This is a genomic window from Helicobacter sp. CaF467b, assembly GCF_022664765.1.
Lineage (GTDB): Bacteria > Campylobacterota > Campylobacteria > Campylobacterales > Helicobacteraceae > Helicobacter_D > Helicobacter_D colisuis.
This window is the reverse complement of sequence record NZ_JALAIY010000001.1, coordinates 1,460,368-1,484,319: the sequence shown is the minus strand read 5'-3', so window position 1 is coordinate 1,484,319 and position 23,952 is coordinate 1,460,368. Positions and strand designations below refer to the sequence as shown.

Here is a 23,952-nt window from a genome sequence, read left to right as displayed (position 1 = left end):
TTAGAATCCCTTTGTGGGATTCAATGCTTTCTTATTTTTTATAGTGTAAAATTTTGCTTTCATTTTTAGAGAGGTGTCCGAGTGGTTGAAGGAGCACGCCTGGAACGCGTGTAAGGTGTAAGCCTTCGAGGGTTCGAATCCCTTCCTCTCTGCCATTACTGCAGCCCTATCATTTTTAATACACTTTTATTTTTAGCATTTTATTTTAAGAAATAATCAAGTAATATGTGGGCAAATCTGTAATGATAAATTTTTTACAATAATATTTTAGGAATGCATTTGGAAGTTGCAGTTTATTTGCACATTCCCTTTTGTGATAGTAAATGTGGATATTGTGCGTTTAATTCAAAAACAAATAAGAATCATCTCAAAGAAGAATATATGCAAGCACTCTCTAAGGATTTGCAAAATAAATTGCTTGATTTTAGTATTTCTAAAGTTACTTCTCTTTATATTGGTGGTGGCACTCCAAGTGTGGTAAAATCGCAACAATATCATAATATTTTTAATATTTTAGAACCTTATTTTATTCAAGATATAGAGATTAACATTGAAGCTAATCCTAATTCACTAAGTTTGGAGTGGATTGGGGATTTAAAGCAAATGGGAGTTAATCGCCTAAGTCTAGGGGTGCAGAGTTTTTTTACTGATAAATTGCGATTTTTAGAGCGAAATCATAGGGTGGATTCTGTATTTGAATCTATTGATAATGCAACTAAAGTGGGCTTGGAGAATCTTAGTATTGATTTGATTTATGGGACGCCTTTTTGCAATCAAGATCTTTTGAATCAAGAGATACAAATAGCTTCTAAGCTACCCATTAATCACATTTCTGCCTATCAATTAAGCATTGATGAGGGAAGTCGATTTTCTATCCAAAAAAAGCAAGAATTTAGCGGTGAGTTTGCAGGATTTGCAAGTATGGGACATTTTGTAAGAGAAGAGTTAAGACAAGCAGGATTCTTGCAATATGAAGTAAGCAATTATTCGCGTGGTTATCAATCTAGGCATAACTTGGCTTATTGGGAGCAAAAGGATTATTTGGGCGTTGGAGCAGGGGGTGTGGGCTGTATAGCTGGTGTGAGAAGCTATGGGGTTTGTGAAATTGAGGAGTATTTAAAAGAAACAGAATATACACAAGAAATTTTAAGCCAAAGGGATTTGGATTTGGAGCATTTGTTTCTTGGATTTAGATCTTGTGTTGGGGTGCTAGAAGATAAAATTACTAAAAAAAAGGAATTGGAGATTTTATTAAAGGAAAAAAAGGTCGAAAAAAAGGCGGAGAGAATCTACGCTAAGGATTATTTTTTGGGAGATGAATTAGCTCTCTTCCTTTGGTAAGAGCCATAGGGCTAGATCATTTCCGATTGGCTGACTATGAAGGAGTTTAAAACTTGCATTGAAATGAGGCGCTAGATCATAAGTGGATAGAGTAGGGCTTAAAAAGATGAGCAACATATCAATTTGAGGTAGGAGATTTTGAAGTAGGTTTGTCCCTCCCTCACACATTATAAAGCCTGAAAAATCTGAGAGAGAATGCAGGATTCTAACTTGGCGGTTTGGAATAGAAAAAAGGGGTGCAGTTTGGGGAAAGTCTTTTTGGTGCGTGAGAATGGCTATATTTGGGTTTTTTTGGCTTTGCAGAGAATTAGATCGCGAATCAAGTATTGGGTTATCAATTAACACGCTTTTGCCTGAAATAACGAGTTCATCAAGTTTGCAACGCAGATTATGCATAAAAATTTGTGTTTCTTTGGAGCTAATTTGCCCTCCATCGATACTGCCATTTAATCTACAAGCGTATTTAAAAAGCACAAAATTTCCCTTTTTTTGCAGGAAGTTAAAGGGCAATAATAAATCATTGGCTTTTATCGAGCTTTTTTGAAGTTCTTTATTCTCCCAAGCTTTGATAATTTTACATCCCCTTTGTTGTAAATATTCAGCACCACCTTGGGCTTTGGGATTTGGATCTTTTGCGCCAATAATAAGCTTTTTTATCCCTAGTGATTCTATAAGCGCTGCACACGATGGTGTTTTGCCTTTATGCATACAGGGCTCTAAAGTAACATAAAGGGTGGTATTAAGAAATAGAGTATGAGCTTTTTGCTTTAAGTATTCGTGTATTTGAGTGGATTGTTCTAGGGAGAGTATAGTGGAATCTTGCGTGAGATTAAAGTAAGCCTCTTTTAGTGCTAGGACTTCAGCGTGGGGTTTTCCTGCTTCTTGGTGTGCTTGTAGAGCTAGAATCTTGCCATTATAATCTAAGATTAAAGCGCCAACAGCAGGATTGGGTAGAGTTTGGCATTGGGTTTTCCAAGCTTCCTTGATAGCGAGTTCTAAATAAAAATTATCATCTACCATATAAAATAAGTTTGCGCTTTTTTAATCGTATCAAGGGGAATGGTGATTTCATTTTCAAGTTCAAGATTGTCGCCATTAACAGCTAAAAGCTTACCTTTAAATTCTTCTTTGGCAAAAGTTTTTATCTTTAAGAGTTCTCCAATAGCATCGCAGAAGTGCTCTTTGGTTTTTAATGTGCGTTCAATGCCTGGAGAACTTACTTCTAAAAAATAGCTTTTTGATTCAGGGATTTCAACATCCAAAAGCGGTGAAAGTGCAAGGCTGATTTCTTGGCAATCATCAAGGCTAATTGAGGGCTTTTTGGTTACAAAAATTCGCAAAATTTGATTATCATTTTCTTTGAGTGTTGCAATATCATAGAGTTTGCAATCAAAACTTTCAATAAGTTTTTGAATTTTTATTTGTAAATCTTGGTTAATTAACATTATTGTTCCTTTTTTCTTTTTCTAGGGCAATGGTGTGAAAGATTTTATCAAGGCGATTTTCTCTCTCCAAAGAATTATCAAAAAAGAATTGAAAATTAGGACATCTAAACCAGCCTATCTCCTCTAAACAATATTCTTTGATAAGATTTTTGGCTTTTTTGAGTTGATTGAGTATTTCTGCTTGTTCGTGTGTGGTCAAAAAAGAGGATTCTAAGAAAACTTGCGCAGAATATTTACCCTTAGAACATTTTACTTCAACCACATTAAGTGAATTAAGCCGTGTGTCATTAAGATTGGCTAGTGCCATTGGAATCAATTCTTTTAAAAGTGATTGTGTGCGCTCTAGTTTAATGTTTTTCATAGATTAAAAAGTCCTTTGCTTTGCGACCTCTTTATAAGTTTCAAACACATCACCCACTTGAATATCATTATAATTTTCCAACATAATTCCGCATTCAAACCCTTTTTGCACTTCTCTTGCATCATCTTTGAATCTTTTAAGCGAGGCAATATTGCCTGTGTGGATTACTACGCCATTGCGGATTAAGCGGACTTTGATACCTCTTTGTATTACTCCATCGCTAACAAAACAACCCGCAATAGTTCCAACTTTTGCAATATTAAATGTTTCCCTTACTTCAGCTTGTCCGGTATTTTCTTCTTCAAAGACTGGAGAGAGTAAGCCACCAAGTAAGGCTTTAATGTCATCAATAAGCGCATAAATAATCGAGTAAGTTTTAATCTCAATTCCAAGCTCCTTGGCTTTATTTTTTACGCTACCTGTAGGGCGCACATTGAAGCCTAAAATCACACAATTACTACTTGCAGCAGCTAGTGTAATATCACTTTCGGTGATTCCACCCACACCTTTGTGGATAATATTGACTTTTACTTCTTCGTTTTGGAGTTTTTCTAGGCTACCTTTAATGGCTTCTAAACTTCCTTGTGTGTCTGTTTTGATAATAACAGGTAAATTTTTTAGTTGTCCTTGTGCTACCATAGAGCTAAGCTCATCAAAAGAAACTTTTGTTGAATGTGAAAGTTCTTTTTGTCGCAAGTGTGTAGCTCGTTTTTGTGCATAATCGCGCGCGATATTATCATTTTCTACTGCTAAGAGAACAGAACCAGCAGGTGGAACTTCATTTAATCCAGTGATCACACCCACTCCAGAAGGAGCAATGGTGGTGATATTTTTGCCTAAATCATCGCTGATTGCTCTAACTCTTCCATAGGCTGTATCAGCAATAATGCTATCGCCTATTTTGAGTGTTCCATTTTGCACGATGAGAGTAGCAACAGGTCCTTTACCTTTTTCTAAGCTACTTTCAATGACAACAGCGCGAGCAGGTTTGTTTGGATTGGCTTTTAGTTCTAAGATTTCAGCTTGGAGTAAAATAGTCTCTAATAAATCATCAATCCCTTCGCCTGTTCTGGCAGAAATATGCACAAATTCATATTCACCTCCCCACTCTAGCGGAGTAAATCCAAGCTCGGCTGCTTCAGCTTTGACCTTATCAGTGTTAGCTTCAGGTTTATCAATTTTATTTACTGCAATGATAATAGGCGCATTTGCTGCTTTTGCGTGGTTTAGTGCTTCAATAGTTTGAGGCTTGATTCCATCATCAGCTGCAATAACAATAATGGCAATATCGGTTACTGAAGCACCCCTTGCACGCATTTCACTAAAAGCTTCGTGTCCTGGAGTGTCAATAAAAGTAATTTGCTTATTATTTTTAGTAATTGTGTAAGCTCCGATGTGCTGCGTGATTCCACCTGCTTCTCCTGAAGCAATTTTGGTATTTCTAATGTAATCAAGCAATGAAGTTTTACCATGGTCAACATGCCCCATAATAGTAACTACTGGAGCGCGCTCTATAAGGTCTTTAGAATCATCTTCATCTTCATGAAGCTGTGTGTAGTCAAGCTCTTGAGCTGTATTTTGTAGCTCAATTTGGATTCCAAATTCTTCAGCCAGAATCTCAATAGCATCTTTTTCTAAAAAGTCATTTTTTGTTACCATCATTCCAAGACTAAAGAGAACTTTAATTACATCGCCTGTGCTACGACCAATTTTTTCTGCAAACTCATAAGCTCTAATTTCTTCTGGAATAGTAACAACGCCTTGCACAACTTCTTGTGTTTTTTGTGGTTTTGGTGCTTTTTTACGACTTGATCGGCGTGTGCTACCTTGCTCCATAAAAGGATTGTGGCGTTGAATCTTGATTCGCTCTGTGGTGGCTTTTTTCTCATTTTCTTCTTCATCCATATCCACTTCATCTTGAACACTTAGATCAAATAAAATAATCCCCTCTTCTTCATCTTCATCAGAATTTTGGAATTCACGATTATCTAATAAATCCATTTTGTGTTGATTTTGCTTTTTGGAAACAAGTGAAGCCTTTTCTTTTTTCTTTCTTTTTTCCCTTTTTTCAGAATGTTCATTATCTAGATTGCCTAATAAATCTTGTAAAGTTTTGGCAGGTTCTTTCTTGTCTTCTTGGGATTTAGCTAGTTCTTCTTGGGTTTCGTTTTTTGGATTATTTTTCTTGACAATACGCAAACCCGTGCGCTTGATTGTTGAGTTATCTTGTGTGTTTATTGTTGTGGATTGAGCTTCATTTGTAGGTGTAGTTTCTTTTGGAGATTCTAGAGTTTTTGTGATTTCTATATTTTCTTTTGGAGTAACTTCTTTGGTTTTTTTCTCTTTTGAGGTTGAGGTTTCTTTGGCGGTTTTGGTAGTGGTTTTAGCTGTTGCTTTAGTAGTGGTTTTTTTGGTGCTTGATTCTCTGGTGGTTTTTTTAGTCTTTGTTTCTTCTTTTGTTGTTTTAGCTTCGGTTTTTACTGCTTTGGTTTCTATACTTTTGCCCGATAAAACATAATTGTATAATTCTTCTGCTTGTTCGGTTGTTACGGCACTAGAAGCGGTTTTTGCTTCAAATCCTAACTCTTGTGCTTTTTGTAGAATCTCTTTGCTGGTTTTCCCAATTTCTTTAGCGATTTGACTAATGCGGATTTTCTCCATTATATAAAAATCTCCTTTAATGATTCTTGTAAAATTTCTTTGTGTTTTTTGTCGATTTTGCAAACTCTAGCGATAGAATTGAAAAGTTTTGGGTTATTTTGGCAATTTTTGCAAATATAAAAACTTCTCCCTTGCCCATTAAAAAGACTAAGCTTTAAATCTCTATACTGCAAACGGATAAGTTGCTTTTGCTCAAATCTTTCCCTGCAAACCACACACATTCTAATTGGATTAGACATAAAAACTCTTATTATAACAAACTAGAACTTAAATTCATCATCAAAAACTACCCCAAAGTTATCAAATTTTAAGGACAAAACCTTTAACCTTGAGAATTTATCACTAAGAACTTTTTTGAGAGTTTGCGTGTCTTCTTTAAAGCAGAGATTAAAAAATGTTGAACCACTTCCTGATAGGGTGCTCATTAAAGCTCCATTATTTAGTGCGGTTTTTTGCACTTCAAAAAGAATGGGAATCTGCTTCATTCTAAAAAATTGATGGAATCTATCCATACTTGCCTCCCTTAATAAGTCCCATTTTTCTTCAAAAAATGCACTAGCTAAAAGTGTGGAGTGCGAAAGATTAAAAATAGCATCTTTTTGGGAGTATTTTTGGGGGAGAGTTTTGCGTGATAAATGCGTGGATATGGATTGATTGGGTATTACAATAACTGCTTCAATGCTACTTGGTAGATTTTTTTTGATAAAACGCACTTGATTGCGAGAAAGCATACAAGCATTAAACCCTCCCATGCAAGCAGGAGTGATATTGTCTGGATGGGATTCATAACGCAGTGCAATATCAAGAATCTTTTGCTTATCTAGTGGAATTTGTGCGACTTTAAAAGCAGCACTAATAGCACCAATAATAACAGCTGAACTGCTTCCTAAACCCCTTGAAATAGGGATTGAATTTTCAAAAGTGAATTTAAAAGGAATGGTCTGTCCAATAAGTTTTTTAAGTTGCTCATTAAAAATCTTAACAAAAACATTATCAATTCGTAATTTTGGATTTTTAGAACCTTCTCCATGGATTTGGATAGAAGCAAACTTGGAGGGCTTTAAGCTAAAATAGTTATAAAGCTCTAAAGCAAGTCCTAAGCTATCAAATCCTGGTCCTAAATTAGCACTTGTGGCAGGAACGCGTAATAGCATTAAAATCCTTTTTAATCTAAATTAGCAAATTTTAAAGTGAATTCTACTTCACCCTTGCCAACTCGTAATTCTTTAGCAATTGAATCAACACTCCAACCATCTTTATACATTGAAATAATCCTTCCCTCATCAATGTTGGTTGGATTGCTTGGAGTGTAGGCAAACTCTTTAATTCTCTCTTCTAAAATAATTGTTTTATTGTCTATTTTTTCTTGGTAATCCCTCCATTCTTCTTGAAGTGTTTGTAAGGTGGATTTGAGTGGAGAGATTTGTGCAAAAAGATTGGAATCAAGGACATTTTTCATCTCTAAGCGTGTTTCTTGATAGATTTGCTGTTTGAGCGATTGTTGAAATTTTTCTAAGTGATTCTCATAATCTTTTAACTTTTTTTGTAGGCGATAGACTTCTTTGTTTAGTTCTTCGATAGAATGTCCATAGCGATTAAAACGCTTAGTATTTTCTCTTTCTTTAAAGTAAAGATAAAGCGCAAAAAGGATAAAAACCGCTGCAATTCCAATCACAATCCAAAGCATAATATTTTCATCATTAAGCATTATTAACCCCTTTGCTGGATCTAATAGAGCGAATAAGTGCCCTTTCTTTTGAAGCAACATAACTATCCCATTCATTTTCATCGCGTGCGTGAATTTTTTCTACCAATGCTAAATTTGTGTTAAAAATAAAATAAATAGGAATAATGCGAGTGGGGAAAGTGGGCAATTCTACTCTACCATAATAAAGTGTATTTTCTTGTAAAGTAGAATCCTTTATTCTAAAGCAACTATGTCCAATGGTGGTAATTAACCCTTCATTACTTAAAGGAACATAAGTTTTAGTCTCGCCTTGAATCTTGTGTTCTAATAATTCAATCTTGCGATAAATTTCAACCAAAAGCTCTAAAACAATCGTGTTTTCATTGTCAAAGTTTCCCTTTTTGGCGCGCATTAAACGCAACCATTCTCCTATTGGATCTTCATCACTTTGAGTGAGTTTATTAAATTCAATGGCAAACTCTTCTGCATTGCTGTGTGCAGTGTCATAATGAATTTTAAGAGCGGTATTAATTAAGCGACTTTTTTCCATTTTAATTCCTAAAAATCAAATCTAAAATACAAAAACCAAAAAATACGATTCCTAAATAACCATTGACAACAAAAAAAGCCTTGGGGATATTTTGAAAATTCCTTGAAACTAGGAATTGTTCATAACCAAGCGCTATTGTTGAAACCAAAAGTCCAATCCACATAAAAACACCAGAATCTGAACTAATAATATATAATGCCCAAAAAAATAGTGTTAAAAGATGAAAAAACCTCGAAATCCAAAGTGTATTTTGCACCCCAAAAGCACTTGGGATAGAATATAAGCCTTCTTTTTTATCGTGTTCAATATCTTGCAGGGCATAAAGCAAATCAAATCCTGCCACCCAAAATAAAACACCACAGCAAAGCCAAACGCTCCATAGTGGAATCTCTCCACTAACAGCAGCTACCCCAGCAATAGGTGCTAATCCAAGTGAAAGTCCTAAAACCAAATGTGCTGCTGAGGTTAATCGCTTCATCAAAGAATAGCTTGCTAAAATAAGCAGAATCGGAAAAGAAAGATAAAAACACAAAGGATTAATAAGCCAACCCATAAAAATAAAAATTAACGCGTTCGTTAAAATAAAAATAAGCATCGCAAAAGGCGAGATTCTGCCATCTACACTTGGGCGGTTCTTGGTGCGTGGATTTGTGCTATCAAACTTTCTATCTGCATAGCGATTAAATGCCATTGCAAAATTCCTTGCACTAATGCTTGCAATTACACCAAATGCAAGCAGTTTCCAGCCAAACCAGCCCTGTGCAGCAGTTAGCATTGCAATGAAAATAAAGGGCATAGAAAAAATGCTATGCTGAAACATGACAAGTTCGCTAAAGTCTTTTATTTTTTGCAACACTACTTAACTCCCAAAGAAATAATCTTTTTAAAACCATCGCTGACTGATAAATCTGACATTCTTATATTATTTTTGTGGATTCTTAGGATAAAGCCTGAAGTGGGATTGGGAGTAGTGGGGATAAAAACCCAGTAATGCTCCCCATCTTCTTTGGTGATAAATCCCATAAGCTCCATATTTCCTACATCAACATAGGCTACACCCAAATAACCCTCTTTATTTTTTCCAGAAAAAATATTTAAAACTTCTTTGATTCCAGAATAAATGCTTTTGACGACAGGAATTTTGCCGATGATGATTTCTGTTATCCTAATGAGTAAAAATTCCTTATTTTTATCCACCAAACGCCCAATATAATAGAGCAAAGCAAGACTAATTGCGAAGATAAAAAGCGTAACGGCTAAATTTGCATTAGTGATTCCAAAAATAGAATAAAAAATCGCAGCGCAAAAGTCATAAACAAAAGAAAAAATCCAAAATAGCAATAAAAAGGGCAAAATAGCAAAAATCCCTTTGCTAATTTTTGAAATTAATTCATTCACAATCTTCCTTTGTATGGTTAAAATAATCTAGGAATTTTAACCGATTTTAGAAAAAAAACCAAATAGAATTTTTTAATGTGTAAAAATTGAATCTTATAATATTTTAAAATACAAAATAATGCCATATAAATAATAAATAAAATTAAGCAAAAAAAGTGAAAAAAAGGCATAGCGGTAGAAAATAGCTAGAATCGTTAGGAAATTGCAATATAAACAAAAGAGAGTTTATCTCTCTTTTTATATTCCTCGCTCATTTAATTCCCTATATGCATCACAACCAAGTTGAAATCCAGAGTCACAAGAAAGACCAAAATATTCTTTTGCCTTTTTTAAATCTTGTCTTACGCCTTGTCCCTTTGCATACATAACACCTAGATTATATTGAGCACTAGCATCTCCCTGATTAGCTGCCTTACTATACCATTCAACTGCCTTTTTATAATCTTGCTTTACGCCATATCCCCCATCATACATAACACCTAGATTATATTGAGCCTTAGCAACTCCCTGATTAGCTGCCTTGCTATACCACTCAAATGCCTTTTTATAATCTTGTCTTACGGCTTGTCCATTTGCATACATAACACCTAGATTATTTTGAGCCTCAGCATCTCCCTGTTTGGCTTTTGCTAGCACTTCATCAAATGAGCTATCAGAAGCAAAAGCTAAACTAACTAACATACAAAATAAAATAAATACCTTTTTCATTTTTACCCCTTGTGTTTGCAAAACATGATTAATTTAAAAAACTCAATGCTTTTACATCTGTGAATTTTAGACAAAAACACTAAAGTATTGTGTGCTATGCTATCAAAAATTCACTTGCTTGAAGCTTTATTGATTTTTGTTTTGGTAGTCAATATTTTTTGTCTCCAAAAATTGAATCTTATAATATTTTAAAATACGAAATAATGCCATATAAATAATAAATAAAATTAAGCAAAAAAAGTGCAAAAAAGGCATAGCGGTAGAAAATGGCTAGAATCGTTAGGAGATTGCAAAATATAAAAAGATAAAAGTTAGGTTGTAAAATAATCGTGTGTGTTTTTAGGCTAACCCACCACAAAAGCACAGAATCAAGCAATCCTCCAAAACCAATAAAATGTGCAATAAAAACAAAAGGATAATACAAGCTAAAAAGTGGAGTAAGCAGGATTGAGCTAAGGGAGAGTGGAGAAAAAGGCGGAAAGAAATAATAAACCACAATGCCCATAAGAAAAAAGGTGGAGATATTAAGAAGAGCACCATAAAGAAATTTTTGTAAAAAAGAATGCGGGATTTTAAAGTATTTAAAAAATAAAAAAATATACAAAACTCCAAGACAGGAAAAATAAAATCCGATTGAAAAAATCAAAGAAGGAAAAAAGGCAAGAAGGATTGCAATGCTCCAAAAAAATGATTCTAATCGCAAAATATCCAAGCCCCTAAAAAGCAAAAAAAATGCAATGCAAGACATAGCTAAAGCCCTAAGATAAGAGGGAGATTGTGTGAGCAGAAAATAATACCCAATTAGCAAAGACAAAACAATAACGCCTAAATCAAAATAGCGATTCCGATAGGGGAAATAGTGTTTGTGCAAGGGAGTGTAAATCCAGCCTAAGATTAAAAATCCCAAAGCACTTAGGATTCCAGTATGATAGCCAGAAATGGCAAAAATATGTGCGATTCCATAGCTTTGAGCTAGTTCTCTCCAAGGCAGCGGCAAGGGATCAGATAAAAAAAGCGAGAGATAGTATTCTCCCATTAAAAGCGTTTGGTGCTGTTGTAAAATAAAATCTCTAAGAGGCTTTCTAAAGTCTTCTTCTTGCAGTAAGGCAAGTTGAAAACTTGGTGCATAAAAGCCTTTGATAAAATCCCAAAAATTAACTTTTTCTAAGATAAGCTTTAAAGAGACTTTTTTATTTTTTAGGTTTTTTAAATCCTCCCAAGAAGTTGTGTAAAATGTCCCAAAGTCGCTTTTTAACTTCAAAACAAAGTAGCGTTTTTGTCCTTTTGTTTTTTGGTATTGCAAAATAACACTAGCTTGAATTTGGGGAAATTTTTGGGATTTTAGGGTGTGGAATTGATAATATTTATAGCCTAATGTGCAAATTAACACACCAAGCAAAAAAAGAAAAAAAGCAAGGCGTTCTTTGTGATTAAGAAAGAGTGGAGGGCAGAGATTTTTCATCTACCCATAAAACTTAAAGTTTCCAAATAAAAACATCAATCTTGGAGTTTTCCAAAACATCTAATGCGAAAAAACTTACTTTTCCGCTAGTAGGAAGAGCAATGAGTGAAGCATTTTTGTTTTCAGCGACACTTAGAAGTCTAGTATAAGAAAGAATACCGCTATCAAGCACGACTTCATTTTTGTGTTCAGAGAAATTTTTGAGAAATTTCTTGGCTAATTCTTTGGTTTTATTTTCTGCATTTTGGTTGAAGTTTGAGATCTGCTCATCATTTGCGCCATAATGCCCAAGGCGGATTTCAAAAGGGCGACTAATCATGTGGTAGAAAATGAGATGTGCTGTAGGGAAGAATTTTTTAGCAACTTTGGCAAGCTTACTAGAAGATTCGCTAAAGTCTGTGGGCGAAAAAATATTGGTGTAATCAGGTAGTGTTTCATTTTTGGCTACTAAAACTGGAATGGGTGATTTTTTGATAATTTGCTTTGTGACAGAACCTAGTAAAATATCGGTTAAATGTTGGGTTTCTCCTGTTGCACCTACGCATAATAAACGACATTCTCGATCTTTAATATGCCGATTGATTTCTTTGTAGATTGTGCCTACATAACAGAATTGTTGCATTTCAACTTCTGGATTTGGGAAATGGCTTGTAAGAAATTTTGCTAAGGCTTCTTTTCCTGCCTTTTTGTCTTTTTTGGGATTGTGAAATATAGAATACTCGACGACATGTATAATATCTAAAGTGTATTGAAGTTTTTTGGCTAAATAGATAGCTTTGGTGAGTGCCATTAGGCTTTTTTGTGAGAAGTCTGTTGCAACTGCGATTCTGTTTTTCATTTTGTTCCTTCTTATGTTGATATTTGCAAATTATACCCCTATAACTTTAAAACAAAGAAAAAGATTGTAATTATAATTCTATTTCTTAGATAATTTGGCTATTTTTAGATAAGATAGTGTGAAAAGTTGAAACAAATATACAAAAGGATTTATTGGGTTAAAATTCCTCAATAAATCCACCACCTAAAACTTCATTGCCATCATATAAAACCAAGGCTTGACCATTGGCTATGCCATAGGCAGATTCTTTGAGATTGGCTGTGATAATATCTTGATTACCATTATTTGTTAGTATAATTTGAGCAGGAATCTTATGGCTTTTGTAGCGGATTTTTACTTCGCAATCAAAAACCTTATTGTCTTGAAACCATTCTTTGGGCAGTGAGAGATTAAGAGCTTGGACCTTGTTGGTTGCTAGTTCTTCTTTGCTACCTGCGATAATGGTATTGTCTTGTGGATTAATTTTTAGCACATAATGAGGAGTGAGCGCACCCTTAATGGTGAAGCCTTTGCGTTTGCCAATGGTGTATTGCATATAGCCTTTGTGAGTGCCAATTTTATTGCCTTTAGAATCAAGGACATCCCCTTTTTGCTCGGTTTTGTGATGTTTTTTTAAAATATCAATGTAAGAATTTTCAACAAAGCAAATTTCTTGAGAATCTTTGTAAGTCTCTAAGGTCCCAAGCCAAGGCAGTTCTTTTAAAGCAATAGGCTTGATTTCCTCTTTCTTTTTATCGCCCAAGGGAAAGATGATTCTTGAAATCCATTCTGGTTTTAAGCCAAAGAGAAAATAACTTTGATCTTTGTGAGTATCGACAGCTTGAGCGATTCTGCCGTTTTTAATTTGAGCATAATGTCCTGTTGCTACAAAATCACAGCCCAAATCTTCTGCAAGCTTAAAAGCGATATTAAACTTTACATTGGGGTTGCACATTGCGCAAGGATTGGGAGTTAAGCCCTTTTTATAAGAATCAACAAAATAATCATAAACGCTTTTTTTGAAAAGTTCTCTTTCATCAACGATTTGATAAGGAATATTGAGGGATTGTGTGCATTTTTCAATATTTTTAGTATAGTAATCGTGCTTTTCTTCTTTGTTGTGGAGTTTAAGATAAATTCCATAAACGCTATAACCTTGTTTTTGTAATAAATAGGCACAATAGCTTGAATCAATTCCTCCACTCATTAATAATAAAACTTTTTTCATAATTTTTTCCTTAGTAATATTTATTTAAAAAGACTCTTTATTTGGAGGGATGGAATTGTAGCTAAAAAGGCTTAAAAATAAGTTTTAAGCTAGATTTTTTGGAGTTTTTAAGATGATGAAACGATTATTTTCTAAAATGATAGGAAATTGCTCTTTAGTCTTTAGATTGATTAAAAAACATTCTTCGCCATTTTCAAGTTCATAGCGCTCTTTGGGGTAGAGAGAAAGTCGCCTTTGGACTTCCTCTAAATCTTCACATAAAGCACTAAATCCAAACATTACAAGTTTGTATTCAAATTCTTCCATTACAAAGCCTTGATTCTTGCAACGCCACTATCAATAGCAGCTTGTGCTACAGCATTAGAGACAAATTCTTTGAGTCTCCAATCAAAAGGGGAGGGGATAATGTATTCTTTGCCAAATTCAAATTTTCTTTGGTGAATCTTTTCAAGTTCTATTTTTAGAGCTGGTGGTATCTCTTCTTGTGCAAGTTGTGCTAGGGCATTAGCAGCAGCAAGTTTCATTGATTCATTAATGCTTTTTGCGTGTGCTTTGAGCGCACCTTTAAAAATATAGGGGAAACCTAAAACATTATTGATTTGATTGGGATAATCGCTTCTTCCTGTGGCAATAATCGCATCAGGGCGCACCTCTTTTATAAGTTTGGGTTCGATTTCTGGGGTTGGATTGCTCATAACAAAGATCATCGGATCTTTGTTCATTCCCTCTATGTCTTTTGCGCTTAAAATATCACCTCTTGATAAGCCAAGCACAACATCAGCGCCATCTAAAGCTTCTTTGTAAGTGTCGATTTTTTTATCAACGATAAAATCTTTTTTGAAGCCATTAAGAGAATCTTTGCGGTGAGTGGTGATAGCACCTTTGCTATCAAACATAATAATTTCTTTTACACCAAGCTTTTGTGCGATTTTTGCACAAGCAATCGCCGCACCTCCTGCTCCTAAAACAACCACTTTTAAATCTGCAATATTCTTGTTGGCAATTTTTGCGCCATTGATAATCCCTGCTGCTGAAATAATTGCAGTTCCGTGTTGATCATCGTGCATAATAGGAATATCAAGAATCTCTTTGAGGCGATTTTCAATATAAAAACATTCAGGCGCTTTAATGTCTTCTAAATTAATTCCACCAAAAGTAGGGGCAATGGCTCTAACAATTTCAATGAATCTATCAGGATTAGTTTCATCAATTTCTATATCAAAGGCATTAATGTCGGCAAATTTTTTGAACAAAACCGCTTTTCCTTCCATAACTGGCTTTCCTGCGATAGCGCCAATATTACCTAATCCCAAAACAGCAGTGCCATTTGAAATAACAGCAACAAGATTACCTTTTGAAGTATAGTCATAAGCTAAATTAGGATCTTTTTGTATCTCTTTGCAAGGCACTGCCACGCCTGGGGAATAAGCAAGAGATAAATCGTGCTCATTTTCCACTTTAGTTCTTGGAATAACTTCGAGTTTTCCGCCTTGGTGATAGGGGATCGAATCAGGATAGGTTTGTTTTAGATCTTCCATAGTATTTGCCTTAGTAGGTAAAATAAATACGGAATTTAAACAAAAAAGAGATAAAAGTGAATTTAAATGAAAGTAATTTTAAGTGTTTTGTTTAATTTATTGATTTAATTTTTGGATGAGAAGTTTTGCCATAGATTGTGTATTTTGATTCTTTGGTTTTGGTTTGAATGGTGAAATCTCCTTGGATTTCTTTTGTGTTAAGATTAGTGGTGATTTTTTGAGATTGAATTTTAAAATGCTTAGATTGCAAAGAGGTTCGGCTTTGGAGAATCTCATCTTGCAAAATAGTGTTATAAATATAACCATTAAAATTTTCTTTTGCGAAGTTTTGTTTGCTTTTTCTTTGGAGTTCTTGGAGTAGCGGCGTTGTTTGGAATGAAAGGCTGTGAATATCAAAATTAATATTATTAATTTGATCAACAAGATTGTTATTAAGGCTAAAATTACCTATTCCACTAAAATAGCGTGGAGCTTGATCAAAAAGAGTATAAATTTGACTAGAGGGGATTTGCTGGATTCTAAGTGTAAAGTTTTGTGGAGTTAGCATAAGTGAAAAAGGATTTTGGTTTTGATTATAATGAAGGGTGCCTTGGAGTTCAAAAGAATCTTTTGTGTGAATGCCTTGAGTGATTAAAGAGCCTTGAAGGGCAGTTTTATTGCGATATGAAAGATTTTGAAGTTTGGCAACTTCTAGTGTGGTTGGGAATTCAAATTTTAAAGGCTTTAAAGTTAAATTACCTTTTTGTGCTTGAAGTTTTAAGAAATTAGATTCTAAGAGATAATTAACAATGCCACTTCCATTAGCAAGTTCAATTTGTGAATGAAAAGTAAATTTAGTTGATGGGAATCCAATTTGTGTTTTTTCTTCTAAAAGAGGGCTATTAATAAAGAGATTTTGGCTGTTAAGTGAAATAATACCTGAAATTCCTTGTGAGAAATCTCGCAAATCCACTTCTAAATCAACATTGCCCTCAAAATAGGGATTTTTGTTAAAAAGCAACAAAAGAGATTGAGCTTTTAGATTCTTTGAAGAGATTTTGAGAGTTTTTGGCTTAAGATCTCTTAGGTTGAGATTATAATTAAGAGGAGAGCTAGAAAGCTGTATTTCTCCATCTAAAAGCATATTTTTAAAATCTCCCTTAGCAATTCCCTTGGCATCAAAAGATCCATTGAGTGGAATTTTAAAAAAAGGTGAAAGGGGGGAGAGACTAGTGAGATTAATATTAAAATTTGTGTTAGTTGCAAGAGAGTGGATATTAGTAGCTCCCTTAATAAAGGCATCGCCGATAGTAGAATAGATTTTTAAATAATGTGTTAGAGTATTTTGTTGTAGAGTTGATTCAAGTTTTCCCATAAAGCTTGTGTTTGGAATTTCTAGGTTAAATTCAGATAAAAAAAGATTCTTATCTAATTTACCCCCTTCAATTTCCAAATCCAAAGTGCCATCAAAGGATTTTTGCAGATGAGTAAAATTAGCATTTAAAGAAATGATTCCATCACCATAGGGCTTTTCATTTAAAATTTCTAAAAGGGAAGCTAATGATCCATTGGTAAGATTAAGACTAATAGTTTGTGGTGATAAATAGTGAAGTGTGGCTGTTAAATTGCTGTGAGAAAGAAAGAGATTGCTTGAGGCATAAAGTGTGTAGTGGTTAAAATTTCCTTCAAAATTTCCTTCAATCCATTGATTATCTCCAAAAGATAGGGTTTTGTTATTAAAAAGGGTTTGAAAGCCTTTAGAGTTAATATAAAAATCCCCTTTTAGTGTTCGCAAAAAAAGTGAATAATCGCCTTTTAAAAAAAGTTCGAGTTTGTCATCTTGGGAGCTAAATTCTAGCGCGATAGTGCTTGGCGTGAGTTTGAAGCTACGGCTTTTCCACTGCATTTGAGTGTGTGTTTCAAGCTTTGCTAAAATGGCATTTTTGATAAAATAATTCCCTATGGGAGAGAATATTAAGATTGCCAATATTAAAGCAACAAGAATCAAAGCAAAAAAGCTAAGAGAGATTTTTGAAGATAGGACTTTTTTCATAACCTGAAGTCTAGTAAAAAAATGGTTAAAAAGACTTTAACAAGGTAATTAGTTTATAGAATAATCCTTGTTTAATGCAATTTGGAGTAAAATCCCAAGAATTTTTATTTTTAAGGGAATGTAATGGATTATAAGGATACTTTAGAGCTACCTAACACGACTTTTCCAATGAGAGGAAATCTGCCTCAAAATGAGCCTAAAATTTATCAAGAATGGGGCAAGAGTGAGTATTATGAGAGAATTTTGAAAAATAGAGAAAATGCTAAAGAAAGCTTTAATCTACATGATGGACCACCTTATGCTAATGGACATTTGCATATTGGACACGCATTAAATAAAATCTTAAAAGATATTATCAATAAGTATCATTATTTTCAGGGTAAAAAGATTTTTTATACACCAGGTTGGGATTGCCATGGGTTGCCTATTGAGCAACAAGTGGAAAAGAAGCTAGGTAAAGAAAAAAAAGATTCTCTATCTAAAGGCAAGATTAGAGAGCTTTGTCGCAAACATGCACAAGAGTTTGTGGAGATACAAAAAAAAGAGTTTTTAGAACTTGGAATCTTGGGTGATTTTGAAAATCCTTATAAGACAATGGATTTTGCTTTTGAATCAGAGATTTATAAAGCTCTTTGCGAAGTGGCTAAAAAGGGATTATTAAAGGAGCGCAGTAAGCCTGTTTATTGGAGCTGGGCTTGTCAGACGGCTTTAGCAGAAGCAGAAGTGGAATATGAAGAAAAAGAAAGTGATTCGGTTTTTGTTGCCTTTGCATTAAAGGAAGATGCATTAGCTACTATTGGCGCTAAAGAAGCAGGATTAGATCAAGCTTATTGTGTGATTTGGACTACGACTCCTTGGACGCTTCCTGCTAACAGTGGTATTGCGCTAAACCCAAAGGAAACCTATGCGCTAACTAGTGATGGAAAAATTGTGTTGCATTCAGAAGTTGAGAAACTATCAGCACTTAATGTGGTAGAAAACAAAGTTTTAAAAACTTTTGAAGCGTATATTTTAGAAAATACTCACGCTATCAATCCATTAAATGGTAGAGATTCTAAAATTATTTTAGGAGAACATGTCGCAAGTGGTGAGGGAAGTGGTTGTGTCCATACTGCCCCTGGACACGGAGAAGATGACTATTTTATTGGATTAAAATATGATTTGCCTATGTTAATGCCTGTTGATGATAAAGGCTGCTATGATGAAACCTTAATTAGAGAAAAATTATTTTTCAATCCTGATGAATTTGTGGGAAAATTTGTCTTTGATACACACCCAAGAATCTTTGAATTATTGGGAAAAAATTTGCTAAGACATACTAAGATTAGACATTCTTATCCCCATTGTTGGCGTTCTCATCAGCCTATTATTTTTAGGGCAACTCAGCAGTGGTTTATTGTGATGGATGAGCCTTTTAATAAGGAAGGAAAAACTTTGCGAGAAGTAGCATTGGCTGAAATTGATAAAACAAAATTTTTCCCCGATCATGGTAGAAACAGAATTAGAACAATGATTGAGAATCGTCCTGATTGGTGTATTTCAAGGCAAAGAGATTGGGGTGTGCCTATTGCCTTTTTTAAAGATAAGCGTAGCGGAGAGGTGCTATTAGAGAGTGAAGTTTTAGATTTTGTTGCAGAAATTTTTGAAAAAGAGGGCTGTGATGCGTGGTGGAATAAGGAAGTTAAGGATTTATTGCCGCAAAAATATCAAAAAGATTCTGAGTATTTTGAAAAAATCTATCATATTTTAGATGTTTGGTTTGATAGTGGAAGCACTTGGAAAGCAGTCTTACAAAGTAATCTATATAAAAGTGGTGGCTATCCTGCAAGTTTGTATTTGGAAGGAAGTGATCAGCATAGGGGTTGGTTCCATAGTTCCTTATTGGTTAGTTGTGCAGTTAATGAAAGAGCGCCTTATAAAGCGATTGTAACCCATGGTTTTACAATGGATGAGAAGGGCGAGAAAATGAGTAAATCTAAGGGTAATGTCATTGTTCCCAAAGAAGTTTTAAAAGAGTTTGGCAGTGAGATTTTGCGACTTTGGGTTGCAATGAGTGATTATCAAAATGATCAAAGAATCTCTAACAATATCTTAAAACAAGTGGGAGAGAATTACAGAAAGATTCGCAATACTATCCGATTTTTACTGGCTAATACTAATGGCTTAGAGAGTTTGGAAGTTACAAGTTTTAACCCCATTGATTTGTGGATTTTAAAAAGTGCTAGAGAGTGTTTTGAGAGAGTAAATACACTTTTTGGCGAGTATGAATTTTCAAAAGCGATTCAAGAATTAACTTATTTCCTTAACACTGAGCTTAGTGGAATTTATTTGGATATTTGTAAGGATAATTTATATTGTAATGCCCTTTCCTCCAAAGAACGCAGAGCTTCTCAAAGTGTAATGGCATTGATTTGTGGTAGGCTCTTTGGGCTTTTAGCGCCAATTTTTACCTATACAATTAATGAAGCTCTAAGCCACACACAAAGTAAGGCAGTTTTAGAATCTTGTGGAATTACAAAGGGCGGAGATGTTTTTGAGATTCTTTATACACCATTGCCAAGTTTTGAGGGTTTGCATTTAAATTTTGATGAATTGCTTGAATTGCGTGGAGTGTTTTTAGAACAGATTGATATACTTAAAAAAGATGCGAAAATCAAATCTACTTTGGAAGTGGATTTGTCTGTTCCACAAAAAAAGATTGAATTTGCAGAGTTAAATCTATGGCTTATGGTAAGCAATGTGAGGAATGAAACAAAGGGTGAGGTGTTAGCAGAATTTACCTTTGGAGGCGAAAATTATAAGATTCTAAGAGCGCAAGGACATAAATGCCCTAGATGTTGGCAGTTTATCTCACAAAAAGCTGATGAGCCTTGTGGGCGATGCCAAAAGGTTTTGGAAGGACGATAATGTTTGAAGGCTTTTTTGACTTTAGTAAGCCTGTTGGGCTAGATGAAACTTGGGTTAGCATCTTTGTTGTTGTTTTTTTGATGTGGCTTGGATACAGGATTTTAAAACAAAAATCAAAGCGCTAAAGAAACGCAAAAATTTTTTTACTATGAATACATTAAGCACTAATGCTTAATGTATTTTATAATGTTTTGGATTTTTTAAAGACATTAGGCTTGTTTTTAAGAAAAAATTAAATAAAAAATTATATAATTTCCTTTCTTAAAAGGCTTGATAGCTCAGTCGGTAGAGCAGGAGACTGAAAATCTCCGTGTCGGTGGTTCGATTCCGCCTCAAGCCACCACTTCATTCTTTATATTACTATAATTTTTTATTCTAACTTTTATCTCGTATATGGATTTCAAATTTTATTTAAACAATTTAACATTATCGTAAAAATGAAATAATTAATTTGCAAATTTTATGTTCATTTTATAAAAAAAAGATATGATTGCAAAGTAATTTTTGATAGAGGAGTAAATTTATGAAAAAGATTTTACTAAGTCTTGTATTAGCAACAGGTTATTTGATGGCAGCTGATGGTGCAACACTTTATAAAAAATGTATTGCCTGTCATGGTGTGAATGGAGAAAGAGTAGCGCCTGGGAGCAAAGGTGATGTTAAAATTGGTGGCATGGATAAGGCTGAACTTATTACACAATTAAAAGGCTATGCTGCTGGGACTGCTGATAATGGTGGTGCTAAGCAAATTATGTATGCAAATATGAAAAACTTTAAATTTACAGATGCGGATATCGAAGCGGTATCAGATTACATTTCAAAACTTCCAAAACCATAGTTTTATCCCCTTGCTTTTGGGGATAAGATATGGCATATCTACAGATTGATTCTCAACATTTTTTTTCTAATTATCATCAAATCGCTCAGTTTATAGGGCAAGAAAATATCCATAAAATCGCAATTGTTCTAAAAGACAATGCCTATGGACATGGGCTAGAGGAAATAGCAAAACTTGCAAAAGAAGCTAAAATCACTACTTGTTTTGTAAAAAATGCTAAAGAAGCCTTAAAGATTGCTGCAATGTTTTGGCATATCACAATACTTTATCCACAAAGTTTAGAGGATAAAGAAGCTTTGCAGGAATGTTTAAAAAGGGATAATATCTATTTTTGTGTAGCGAGTTTAGAAGCTTTGGAGCATTATCCTAAGCATACCAAGATTGAATTAGAGATTAATTCAGGAATGAATCGCAATGGCATTTGTCCGCAACAGCTAAACAAAGCATTTGAAATTATTATACAAAAAGATTTGGAGCTAATAGGTGTTTTTAGCCACAATGGCTTTGGAGATGACTTTGGTAGTGAATTTTATACACAAAATGATGAATTTTTGATGGTTAAAAAAAAGATTTTGGAATTATGCAATCAATATTCACTTAAAAAGCCGCGTTTTCATTTTTTTTCCTCTTCTGGGGCTTTGAGGGCGGTTAGATATAATGAAAGTCTGCCTTTAGAATTGCAAGATGACTTGTTTCGAATTGGAATTGCCTTTTATGGTTATTTGTGTCAAGATGCTAGATTTTGTGGATTAAATGTAAAACCCATTGCCTCTTTATGGGCTAAAAAAATCAGCACTTATTTTTTAAAAAAAGGGAGTAGAATCGGCTATGGTGGTGCCTCAGAGACAAAAGAAGATACTTTTGTATCTAGTTATGATGTGGGTTATGGAGATGGTCTTTTTAGGTTAAAGGAAGGAATGGAATTAAAAACAAAAGAGGGATTTAAAATTTATCCAAGGTCTTCTATGGATTGCTTGAGTATTCAGGGGGATAGTGATGAATTGTGTATTTTTGAAGATGTAAGTCCTTGGGCGGAGGCTTTTGGGACGATTCCTTATGAGATTTTGGTGCATTTACAACCAACAATTCCTAAAAAGATAGTGTGAGATTAGTAGGAGTATTAAAATTTTGGTATGATTTTATAAAAATTTAGCGGTATAGAGGATAGGATTTTGAATTTTTGTTTTTTATTTGGTGGAAGCTCTTATGAGCACGAAATTAGTATTGTAAGCGCCATTGCTTTAAAAAAGCTTTTAGGCAATGTGGAACATTTTATTTTTTTAGATGATATGCATACTTTTTATTTGATACCAAAAGATAAGATGCAATCTAAATTTTTTAGTTCCAAAGAGTATTTAAAAGCGCCAAGAATCTACCCCAAAAACGGAGGATTTTACCAAAAAACATTATGGGGCGAAAAAAAGCTCCCTTTGCCTGTTGTGGTGAATTTGATTCATGGCGGTGATGGTGAAGATGGTGGAGTGGCTTCTTTGCTTGATTTTTATAGAATCAATTACATTGGTCCTAGAAATCCAGCGTGTGTTTTAAGTTTTGATAAAGAGCTTACTAAAATGTTGGCTGAAGAATGCGGAGTTTTAAGTTTGGATTATCAAATTGCACATAAAGATTCTATTCCTAAAATCACCTTGCCTTTTCCGCTTATTATCAAGCCTGCAAGACTTGGAAGCTCCATAGGTATTTCTGTTGTTTATGAAGAAAAAGAATTGGAATATGCAATACAAGAGGCTTTTGAATATGATGATAAGGTTATCATAGAGCCCTTTATTGGTGGCATTAAAGAATATAATATTGCCGGCTATAAAAGCAAAGAGGGAATGCGCTTTTCTTTTGTCGAAGAGCCACAAAAAAAAGAATTTTTAGATTTTGAGAAAAAATATTTGGATTTTTCACGCACAGAGAGCGCCAAAGAAGCAGAGATACCAGAATCATTAAAACAAACCTTGCAAGAAAATTTTACCAAGATTTATGGAAATTTGTTTGATGGCGCATTAATACGATGTGATTTTTTTGTTAAAGATAATCAATGCTTCCTCAATGAGATTAATCCGATACCTGGAAGTTTGGCTAATTATCTTTTTGTAGATTTTAGAAGTACCCTAGAAGAGTTAAGTAGAAATTTACCCAAACCAAGAGAAATTAAAGTGGGCTATGAATTTTTACATAAAATTCAATTTGCAAAGGGCAAATAGTGGCGCAAAAAAGTATTCTTTACAAGAATCAAAACTTTGATATTTCTTTTGAGATTGCGAATTTTCATCTGCCAAAAACTTTGATTTTTTTGCATGGTTGGGGATCTAATAAGGCTTTGATGAAGCAAGTTTTTTTTGAGAGTTTTAAGGAATTTCGGCATTTATATATTGATATGCCTGGATTTGGGAAATCAAAAAATCCTCCATTTAGTTTGGATACAAAAGATTATGCGGCAATTTTAAGCATTTTATTAAATGAAATGAAAATAGATGAATTTAGTATAGTTGGACATAGTTTTGGGGGAAAAGTTGGGGTTTTATTAAATCCAAAAGAATTGATTTTGTTAAGTAGCGCGGGAATCTTAAAGAAAAAAAGCCTAAAAGTGCGAATGAAAATTGCACTAAGTAAAAAGCTAAACCAGATTTCTCCAGCTTTGGGTCAAATATTTAGCCAGATTCTGCGGTCGCGTGATGTATCTGGAATGAGCCAAGTAATGTATGAGACTTTTAAAAAGGTTGTGGATGAGGACTTTAGTGGAATTTTTGAAAATTTCAAGAATCAAGCCTTTATTTTTTGGGGCAAAGAAGATAATATTACTCCTTTGGATTGTGGAGAGAAGATTCACAGCTTAATAAAAAAATCATATTTTTTTTCTTTAGCAGGAGATCACTATTTTTTCTTAAAACAAGCCCAAAAAATTGAAGAACTCTATCTTAAAGCAAAATCAATTTGAGATCATATTTATTTTTATTTTGTTAAAATTGTGTA

The 23,952-nt window shown here is 34.1% G+C and carries 24 protein-coding genes and 2 tRNA genes; 9 read left to right on the top strand and 17 right to left on the bottom strand.

Annotated features, from left to right (window positions below; translation table 11 throughout):
• Positions 1-67: 67 nt before the first annotated feature.
• Both MKD52_RS07610 and hemW read left to right on the top strand, forming a co-directional pair.
• Positions 68-155, top strand: a tRNA-Ser gene (locus tag MKD52_RS07610).
• A 118-nt stretch (positions 156-273) separates the two neighbouring features.
• Positions 274-1,341, top strand: coding sequence for a radical SAM family heme chaperone HemW (gene hemW / locus MKD52_RS07605; RefSeq protein WP_242099825.1), 1,068 nt, complete (start codon positions 274-276; stop codon positions 1,339-1,341).
• Here the strand turns inward: hemW and ribD are convergent.
• The 17 genes from ribD to MKD52_RS07520 form a co-directional block, all read right to left on the bottom strand.
• Positions 1,321-2,361 (bottom strand): bifunctional diaminohydroxyphosphoribosylaminopyrimidine deaminase/5-amino-6-(5-phosphoribosylamino)uracil reductase RibD, encoded by a 1,041-nt coding sequence (gene ribD, locus MKD52_RS07600; RefSeq protein WP_112057431.1) that lies wholly within the window; start codon positions 2,359-2,361, stop codon positions 1,321-1,323. The two genes, hemW and ribD, sit on opposite strands and share 21 nt — an antisense overlap.
• A complete protein-coding gene (gene rimP, locus MKD52_RS07595) occupies positions 2,355-2,786 on the bottom strand; it encodes a ribosome maturation factor RimP (RefSeq protein ID WP_112057430.1) in 432 nt (143 codons plus the stop codon). The genes ribD and rimP overlap by 7 nt, the downstream gene beginning before the upstream one ends.
• Positions 2,776-3,147 carry a 30S ribosome-binding factor RbfA gene (gene rbfA / locus MKD52_RS07590; RefSeq protein ID WP_242099824.1) on the bottom strand — a complete coding sequence of 124 codons (372 nt, stop codon included), beginning with the start codon at positions 3,145-3,147 and terminating at the stop codon, positions 2,776-2,778. The genes rimP and rbfA overlap by 11 nt, the downstream gene beginning before the upstream one ends.
• A gap of 3 nt (positions 3,148-3,150) precedes the next feature.
• Positions 3,151-5,808: a translation initiation factor IF-2 gene (gene infB / locus MKD52_RS07585; RefSeq protein ID WP_242099823.1), complete on the bottom strand. Its 2,658-nt coding sequence runs from the start codon at positions 5,806-5,808 to the stop codon at positions 3,151-3,153.
• Positions 5,808-6,047, bottom strand: coding sequence for a DUF448 domain-containing protein (locus MKD52_RS07580; protein WP_112057427.1), 240 nt, complete (start codon positions 6,045-6,047; stop codon positions 5,808-5,810). The genes infB and MKD52_RS07580 overlap by 1 nt, the downstream gene beginning before the upstream one ends.
• Positions 6,048-6,068: 21 nt before the next feature.
• On the bottom strand, positions 6,069-6,962 hold the full coding sequence (gene thrB / locus MKD52_RS07575; RefSeq protein WP_112057426.1) for a homoserine kinase: 894 nt from the start codon (positions 6,960-6,962) through the stop codon (positions 6,069-6,071).
• A gap of 11 nt (positions 6,963-6,973) precedes the next feature.
• Positions 6,974-7,516, bottom strand: coding sequence for a hypothetical protein (locus MKD52_RS07570; RefSeq protein WP_112057425.1), 543 nt, complete (start codon positions 7,514-7,516; stop codon positions 6,974-6,976).
• On the bottom strand, positions 7,509-8,045 hold the full coding sequence (locus MKD52_RS07565) for a hypothetical protein (RefSeq protein ID WP_112057424.1): 537 nt from the start codon (positions 8,043-8,045) through the stop codon (positions 7,509-7,511). The genes MKD52_RS07570 and MKD52_RS07565 overlap by 8 nt, the downstream gene beginning before the upstream one ends.
• Position 8,046: 1 nt before the next feature.
• On the bottom strand, positions 8,047-8,901 hold the full coding sequence (mqnP, locus tag MKD52_RS07560; RefSeq protein ID WP_242099822.1) for a menaquinone biosynthesis prenyltransferase MqnP: 855 nt from the start codon (positions 8,899-8,901) through the stop codon (positions 8,047-8,049).
• Positions 8,901-9,443 (bottom strand): DUF502 domain-containing protein, encoded by a 543-nt coding sequence (locus tag MKD52_RS07555; protein ID WP_242099821.1) that lies wholly within the window; start codon positions 9,441-9,443, stop codon positions 8,901-8,903. Before MKD52_RS07555 ends, mqnP begins: the two co-directional genes overlap by 1 nt.
• Positions 9,444-9,680: 237 nt before the next feature.
• Positions 9,681-10,151: a tetratricopeptide repeat protein gene (locus tag MKD52_RS07550; protein ID WP_242099820.1), complete on the bottom strand. Its 471-nt coding sequence runs from the start codon at positions 10,149-10,151 to the stop codon at positions 9,681-9,683.
• 178 nt (positions 10,152-10,329) lie between these two features.
• Complete coding sequence (locus MKD52_RS07545) at positions 10,330-11,613, bottom strand: ComEC/Rec2 family competence protein (protein ID WP_242099819.1); 1,284 nt, start codon at positions 11,611-11,613, stop codon at positions 10,330-10,332.
• A 13-nt stretch (positions 11,614-11,626) separates the two neighbouring features.
• On the bottom strand, positions 11,627-12,451 hold the full coding sequence (locus MKD52_RS07540) for a universal stress protein (protein ID WP_242099818.1): 825 nt from the start codon (positions 12,449-12,451) through the stop codon (positions 11,627-11,629).
• 157 nt (positions 12,452-12,608) lie between these two features.
• Complete coding sequence (gene mnmA / locus MKD52_RS07535) at positions 12,609-13,658, bottom strand: tRNA 2-thiouridine(34) synthase MnmA (RefSeq protein ID WP_242099817.1); 1,050 nt, start codon at positions 13,656-13,658, stop codon at positions 12,609-12,611.
• A gap of 84 nt (positions 13,659-13,742) precedes the next feature.
• The gene (locus MKD52_RS07530) at positions 13,743-13,964 is read right to left on the bottom strand and encodes a hypothetical protein (protein WP_112057417.1); all 222 of its coding nucleotides are present in this window, start codon (positions 13,962-13,964) and stop codon (positions 13,743-13,745) included.
• Positions 13,964-15,196, bottom strand: coding sequence for a malic enzyme-like NAD(P)-binding protein (locus MKD52_RS07525; protein WP_242099816.1), 1,233 nt, complete (start codon positions 15,194-15,196; stop codon positions 13,964-13,966). The genes MKD52_RS07530 and MKD52_RS07525 overlap by 1 nt, the downstream gene beginning before the upstream one ends.
• 91 nt (positions 15,197-15,287) lie before the next feature.
• On the bottom strand, positions 15,288-17,228 hold the full coding sequence (locus MKD52_RS07520; protein ID WP_242099815.1) for a hypothetical protein: 1,941 nt from the start codon (positions 17,226-17,228) through the stop codon (positions 15,288-15,290).
• Positions 17,229-17,351: 123 nt separating this feature from the next.
• On the opposite strand from MKD52_RS07520, the gene ileS reads away from it, so the two are divergent.
• The 7 genes from ileS (at position 17,352) to MKD52_RS07490 (ending at position 23,917) form a co-directional block, all read left to right on the top strand.
• Entirely contained in the window at positions 17,352-20,135 is a 2,784-nt protein-coding gene (gene ileS, locus MKD52_RS07515) for an isoleucine--tRNA ligase (protein ID WP_242099814.1), read from the top strand.
• Positions 20,135-20,260: a hypothetical protein gene (locus MKD52_RS08635; protein ID WP_258438814.1), complete on the top strand. Its 126-nt coding sequence runs from the start codon at positions 20,135-20,137 to the stop codon at positions 20,258-20,260. Before ileS ends, MKD52_RS08635 begins: the two co-directional genes overlap by 1 nt.
• A gap of 142 nt (positions 20,261-20,402) precedes the next feature.
• A tRNA-Phe gene (locus tag MKD52_RS07510) sits at positions 20,403-20,478 on the top strand.
• 180 nt (positions 20,479-20,658) lie between these two features.
• Complete coding sequence (locus tag MKD52_RS07505; protein ID WP_112057413.1) at positions 20,659-20,973, top strand: c-type cytochrome; 315 nt, start codon at positions 20,659-20,661, stop codon at positions 20,971-20,973.
• Between the two features lie 29 nt (positions 20,974-21,002).
• A complete protein-coding gene (locus MKD52_RS07500) occupies positions 21,003-22,079 on the top strand; it encodes an alanine racemase (protein WP_242099813.1) in 1,077 nt (358 codons plus the stop codon).
• 66 nt (positions 22,080-22,145) lie between these two features.
• Complete coding sequence (locus MKD52_RS07495) at positions 22,146-23,183, top strand: D-alanine--D-alanine ligase (protein ID WP_242099812.1); 1,038 nt, start codon at positions 22,146-22,148, stop codon at positions 23,181-23,183.
• Complete coding sequence (locus MKD52_RS07490) at positions 23,183-23,917, top strand: alpha/beta hydrolase (RefSeq protein WP_242099811.1); 735 nt, start codon at positions 23,183-23,185, stop codon at positions 23,915-23,917. The genes MKD52_RS07495 and MKD52_RS07490 overlap by 1 nt, the downstream gene beginning before the upstream one ends.
• The last annotated feature ends 35 nt before the right edge of the window (positions 23,918-23,952 follow it).

What these genes read in the sequence shown, in the direction of transcription:
- hemW (WP_242099825.1), top strand. Translation starts at nt 274, where the DNA reads ATGCATTTGGAAGTTGCAGTTTATTTGCACATTCCCTTTTGTGATAGT.
- ribD (WP_112057431.1), bottom strand. Translation starts at nt 2,361, where the DNA reads ATGGTAGATGATAATTTTTATTTAGAACTCGCTATCAAGGAAGCTTGG.
- rimP (WP_112057430.1), bottom strand. Translation starts at nt 2,786, where the DNA reads ATGTTAATTAACCAAGATTTACAAATAAAAATTCAAAAACTTATTGAA.
- rbfA (WP_242099824.1), bottom strand. Translation starts at nt 3,147, where the DNA reads ATGAAAAACATTAAACTAGAGCGCACACAATCACTTTTAAAAGAATTG.
- infB (WP_242099823.1), bottom strand. Translation starts at nt 5,808, where the DNA reads ATGGAGAAAATCCGCATTAGTCAAATCGCTAAAGAAATTGGGAAAACC.
- MKD52_RS07580 (WP_112057427.1), bottom strand. Translation starts at nt 6,047, where the DNA reads ATGTCTAATCCAATTAGAATGTGTGTGGTTTGCAGGGAAAGATTTGAG.
- thrB (WP_112057426.1), bottom strand. Translation starts at nt 6,962, where the DNA reads ATGCTATTACGCGTTCCTGCCACAAGTGCTAATTTAGGACCAGGATTT.
- MKD52_RS07570 (WP_112057425.1), bottom strand. Translation starts at nt 7,516, where the DNA reads ATGCTTAATGATGAAAATATTATGCTTTGGATTGTGATTGGAATTGCA.
- MKD52_RS07565 (WP_112057424.1), bottom strand. Translation starts at nt 8,045, where the DNA reads ATGGAAAAAAGTCGCTTAATTAATACCGCTCTTAAAATTCATTATGAC.
- MKD52_RS07550 (WP_242099820.1), bottom strand. Translation starts at nt 10,151, where the DNA reads ATGAAAAAGGTATTTATTTTATTTTGTATGTTAGTTAGTTTAGCTTTT.
- MKD52_RS07545 (WP_242099819.1), bottom strand. Translation starts at nt 11,613, where the DNA reads ATGAAAAATCTCTGCCCTCCACTCTTTCTTAATCACAAAGAACGCCTT.
- MKD52_RS07540 (WP_242099818.1), bottom strand. Translation starts at nt 12,451, where the DNA reads ATGAAAAACAGAATCGCAGTTGCAACAGACTTCTCACAAAAAAGCCTA.
- mnmA (WP_242099817.1), bottom strand. Translation starts at nt 13,658, where the DNA reads ATGAAAAAAGTTTTATTATTAATGAGTGGAGGAATTGATTCAAGCTAT.
- MKD52_RS07530 (WP_112057417.1), bottom strand. Translation starts at nt 13,964, where the DNA reads ATGGAAGAATTTGAATACAAACTTGTAATGTTTGGATTTAGTGCTTTA.
- MKD52_RS07525 (WP_242099816.1), bottom strand. Translation starts at nt 15,196, where the DNA reads ATGGAAGATCTAAAACAAACCTATCCTGATTCGATCCCCTATCACCAA.
- MKD52_RS07520 (WP_242099815.1), bottom strand. Translation starts at nt 17,228, where the DNA reads ATGAAAAAAGTCCTATCTTCAAAAATCTCTCTTAGCTTTTTTGCTTTG.
- ileS (WP_242099814.1), top strand. Translation starts at nt 17,352, where the DNA reads ATGGATTATAAGGATACTTTAGAGCTACCTAACACGACTTTTCCAATG.
- MKD52_RS08635 (WP_258438814.1), top strand. Translation starts at nt 20,135, where the DNA reads ATGTTTGAAGGCTTTTTTGACTTTAGTAAGCCTGTTGGGCTAGATGAA.
- MKD52_RS07505 (WP_112057413.1), top strand. Translation starts at nt 20,659, where the DNA reads ATGAAAAAGATTTTACTAAGTCTTGTATTAGCAACAGGTTATTTGATG.
- MKD52_RS07500 (WP_242099813.1), top strand. Translation starts at nt 21,003, where the DNA reads ATGGCATATCTACAGATTGATTCTCAACATTTTTTTTCTAATTATCAT.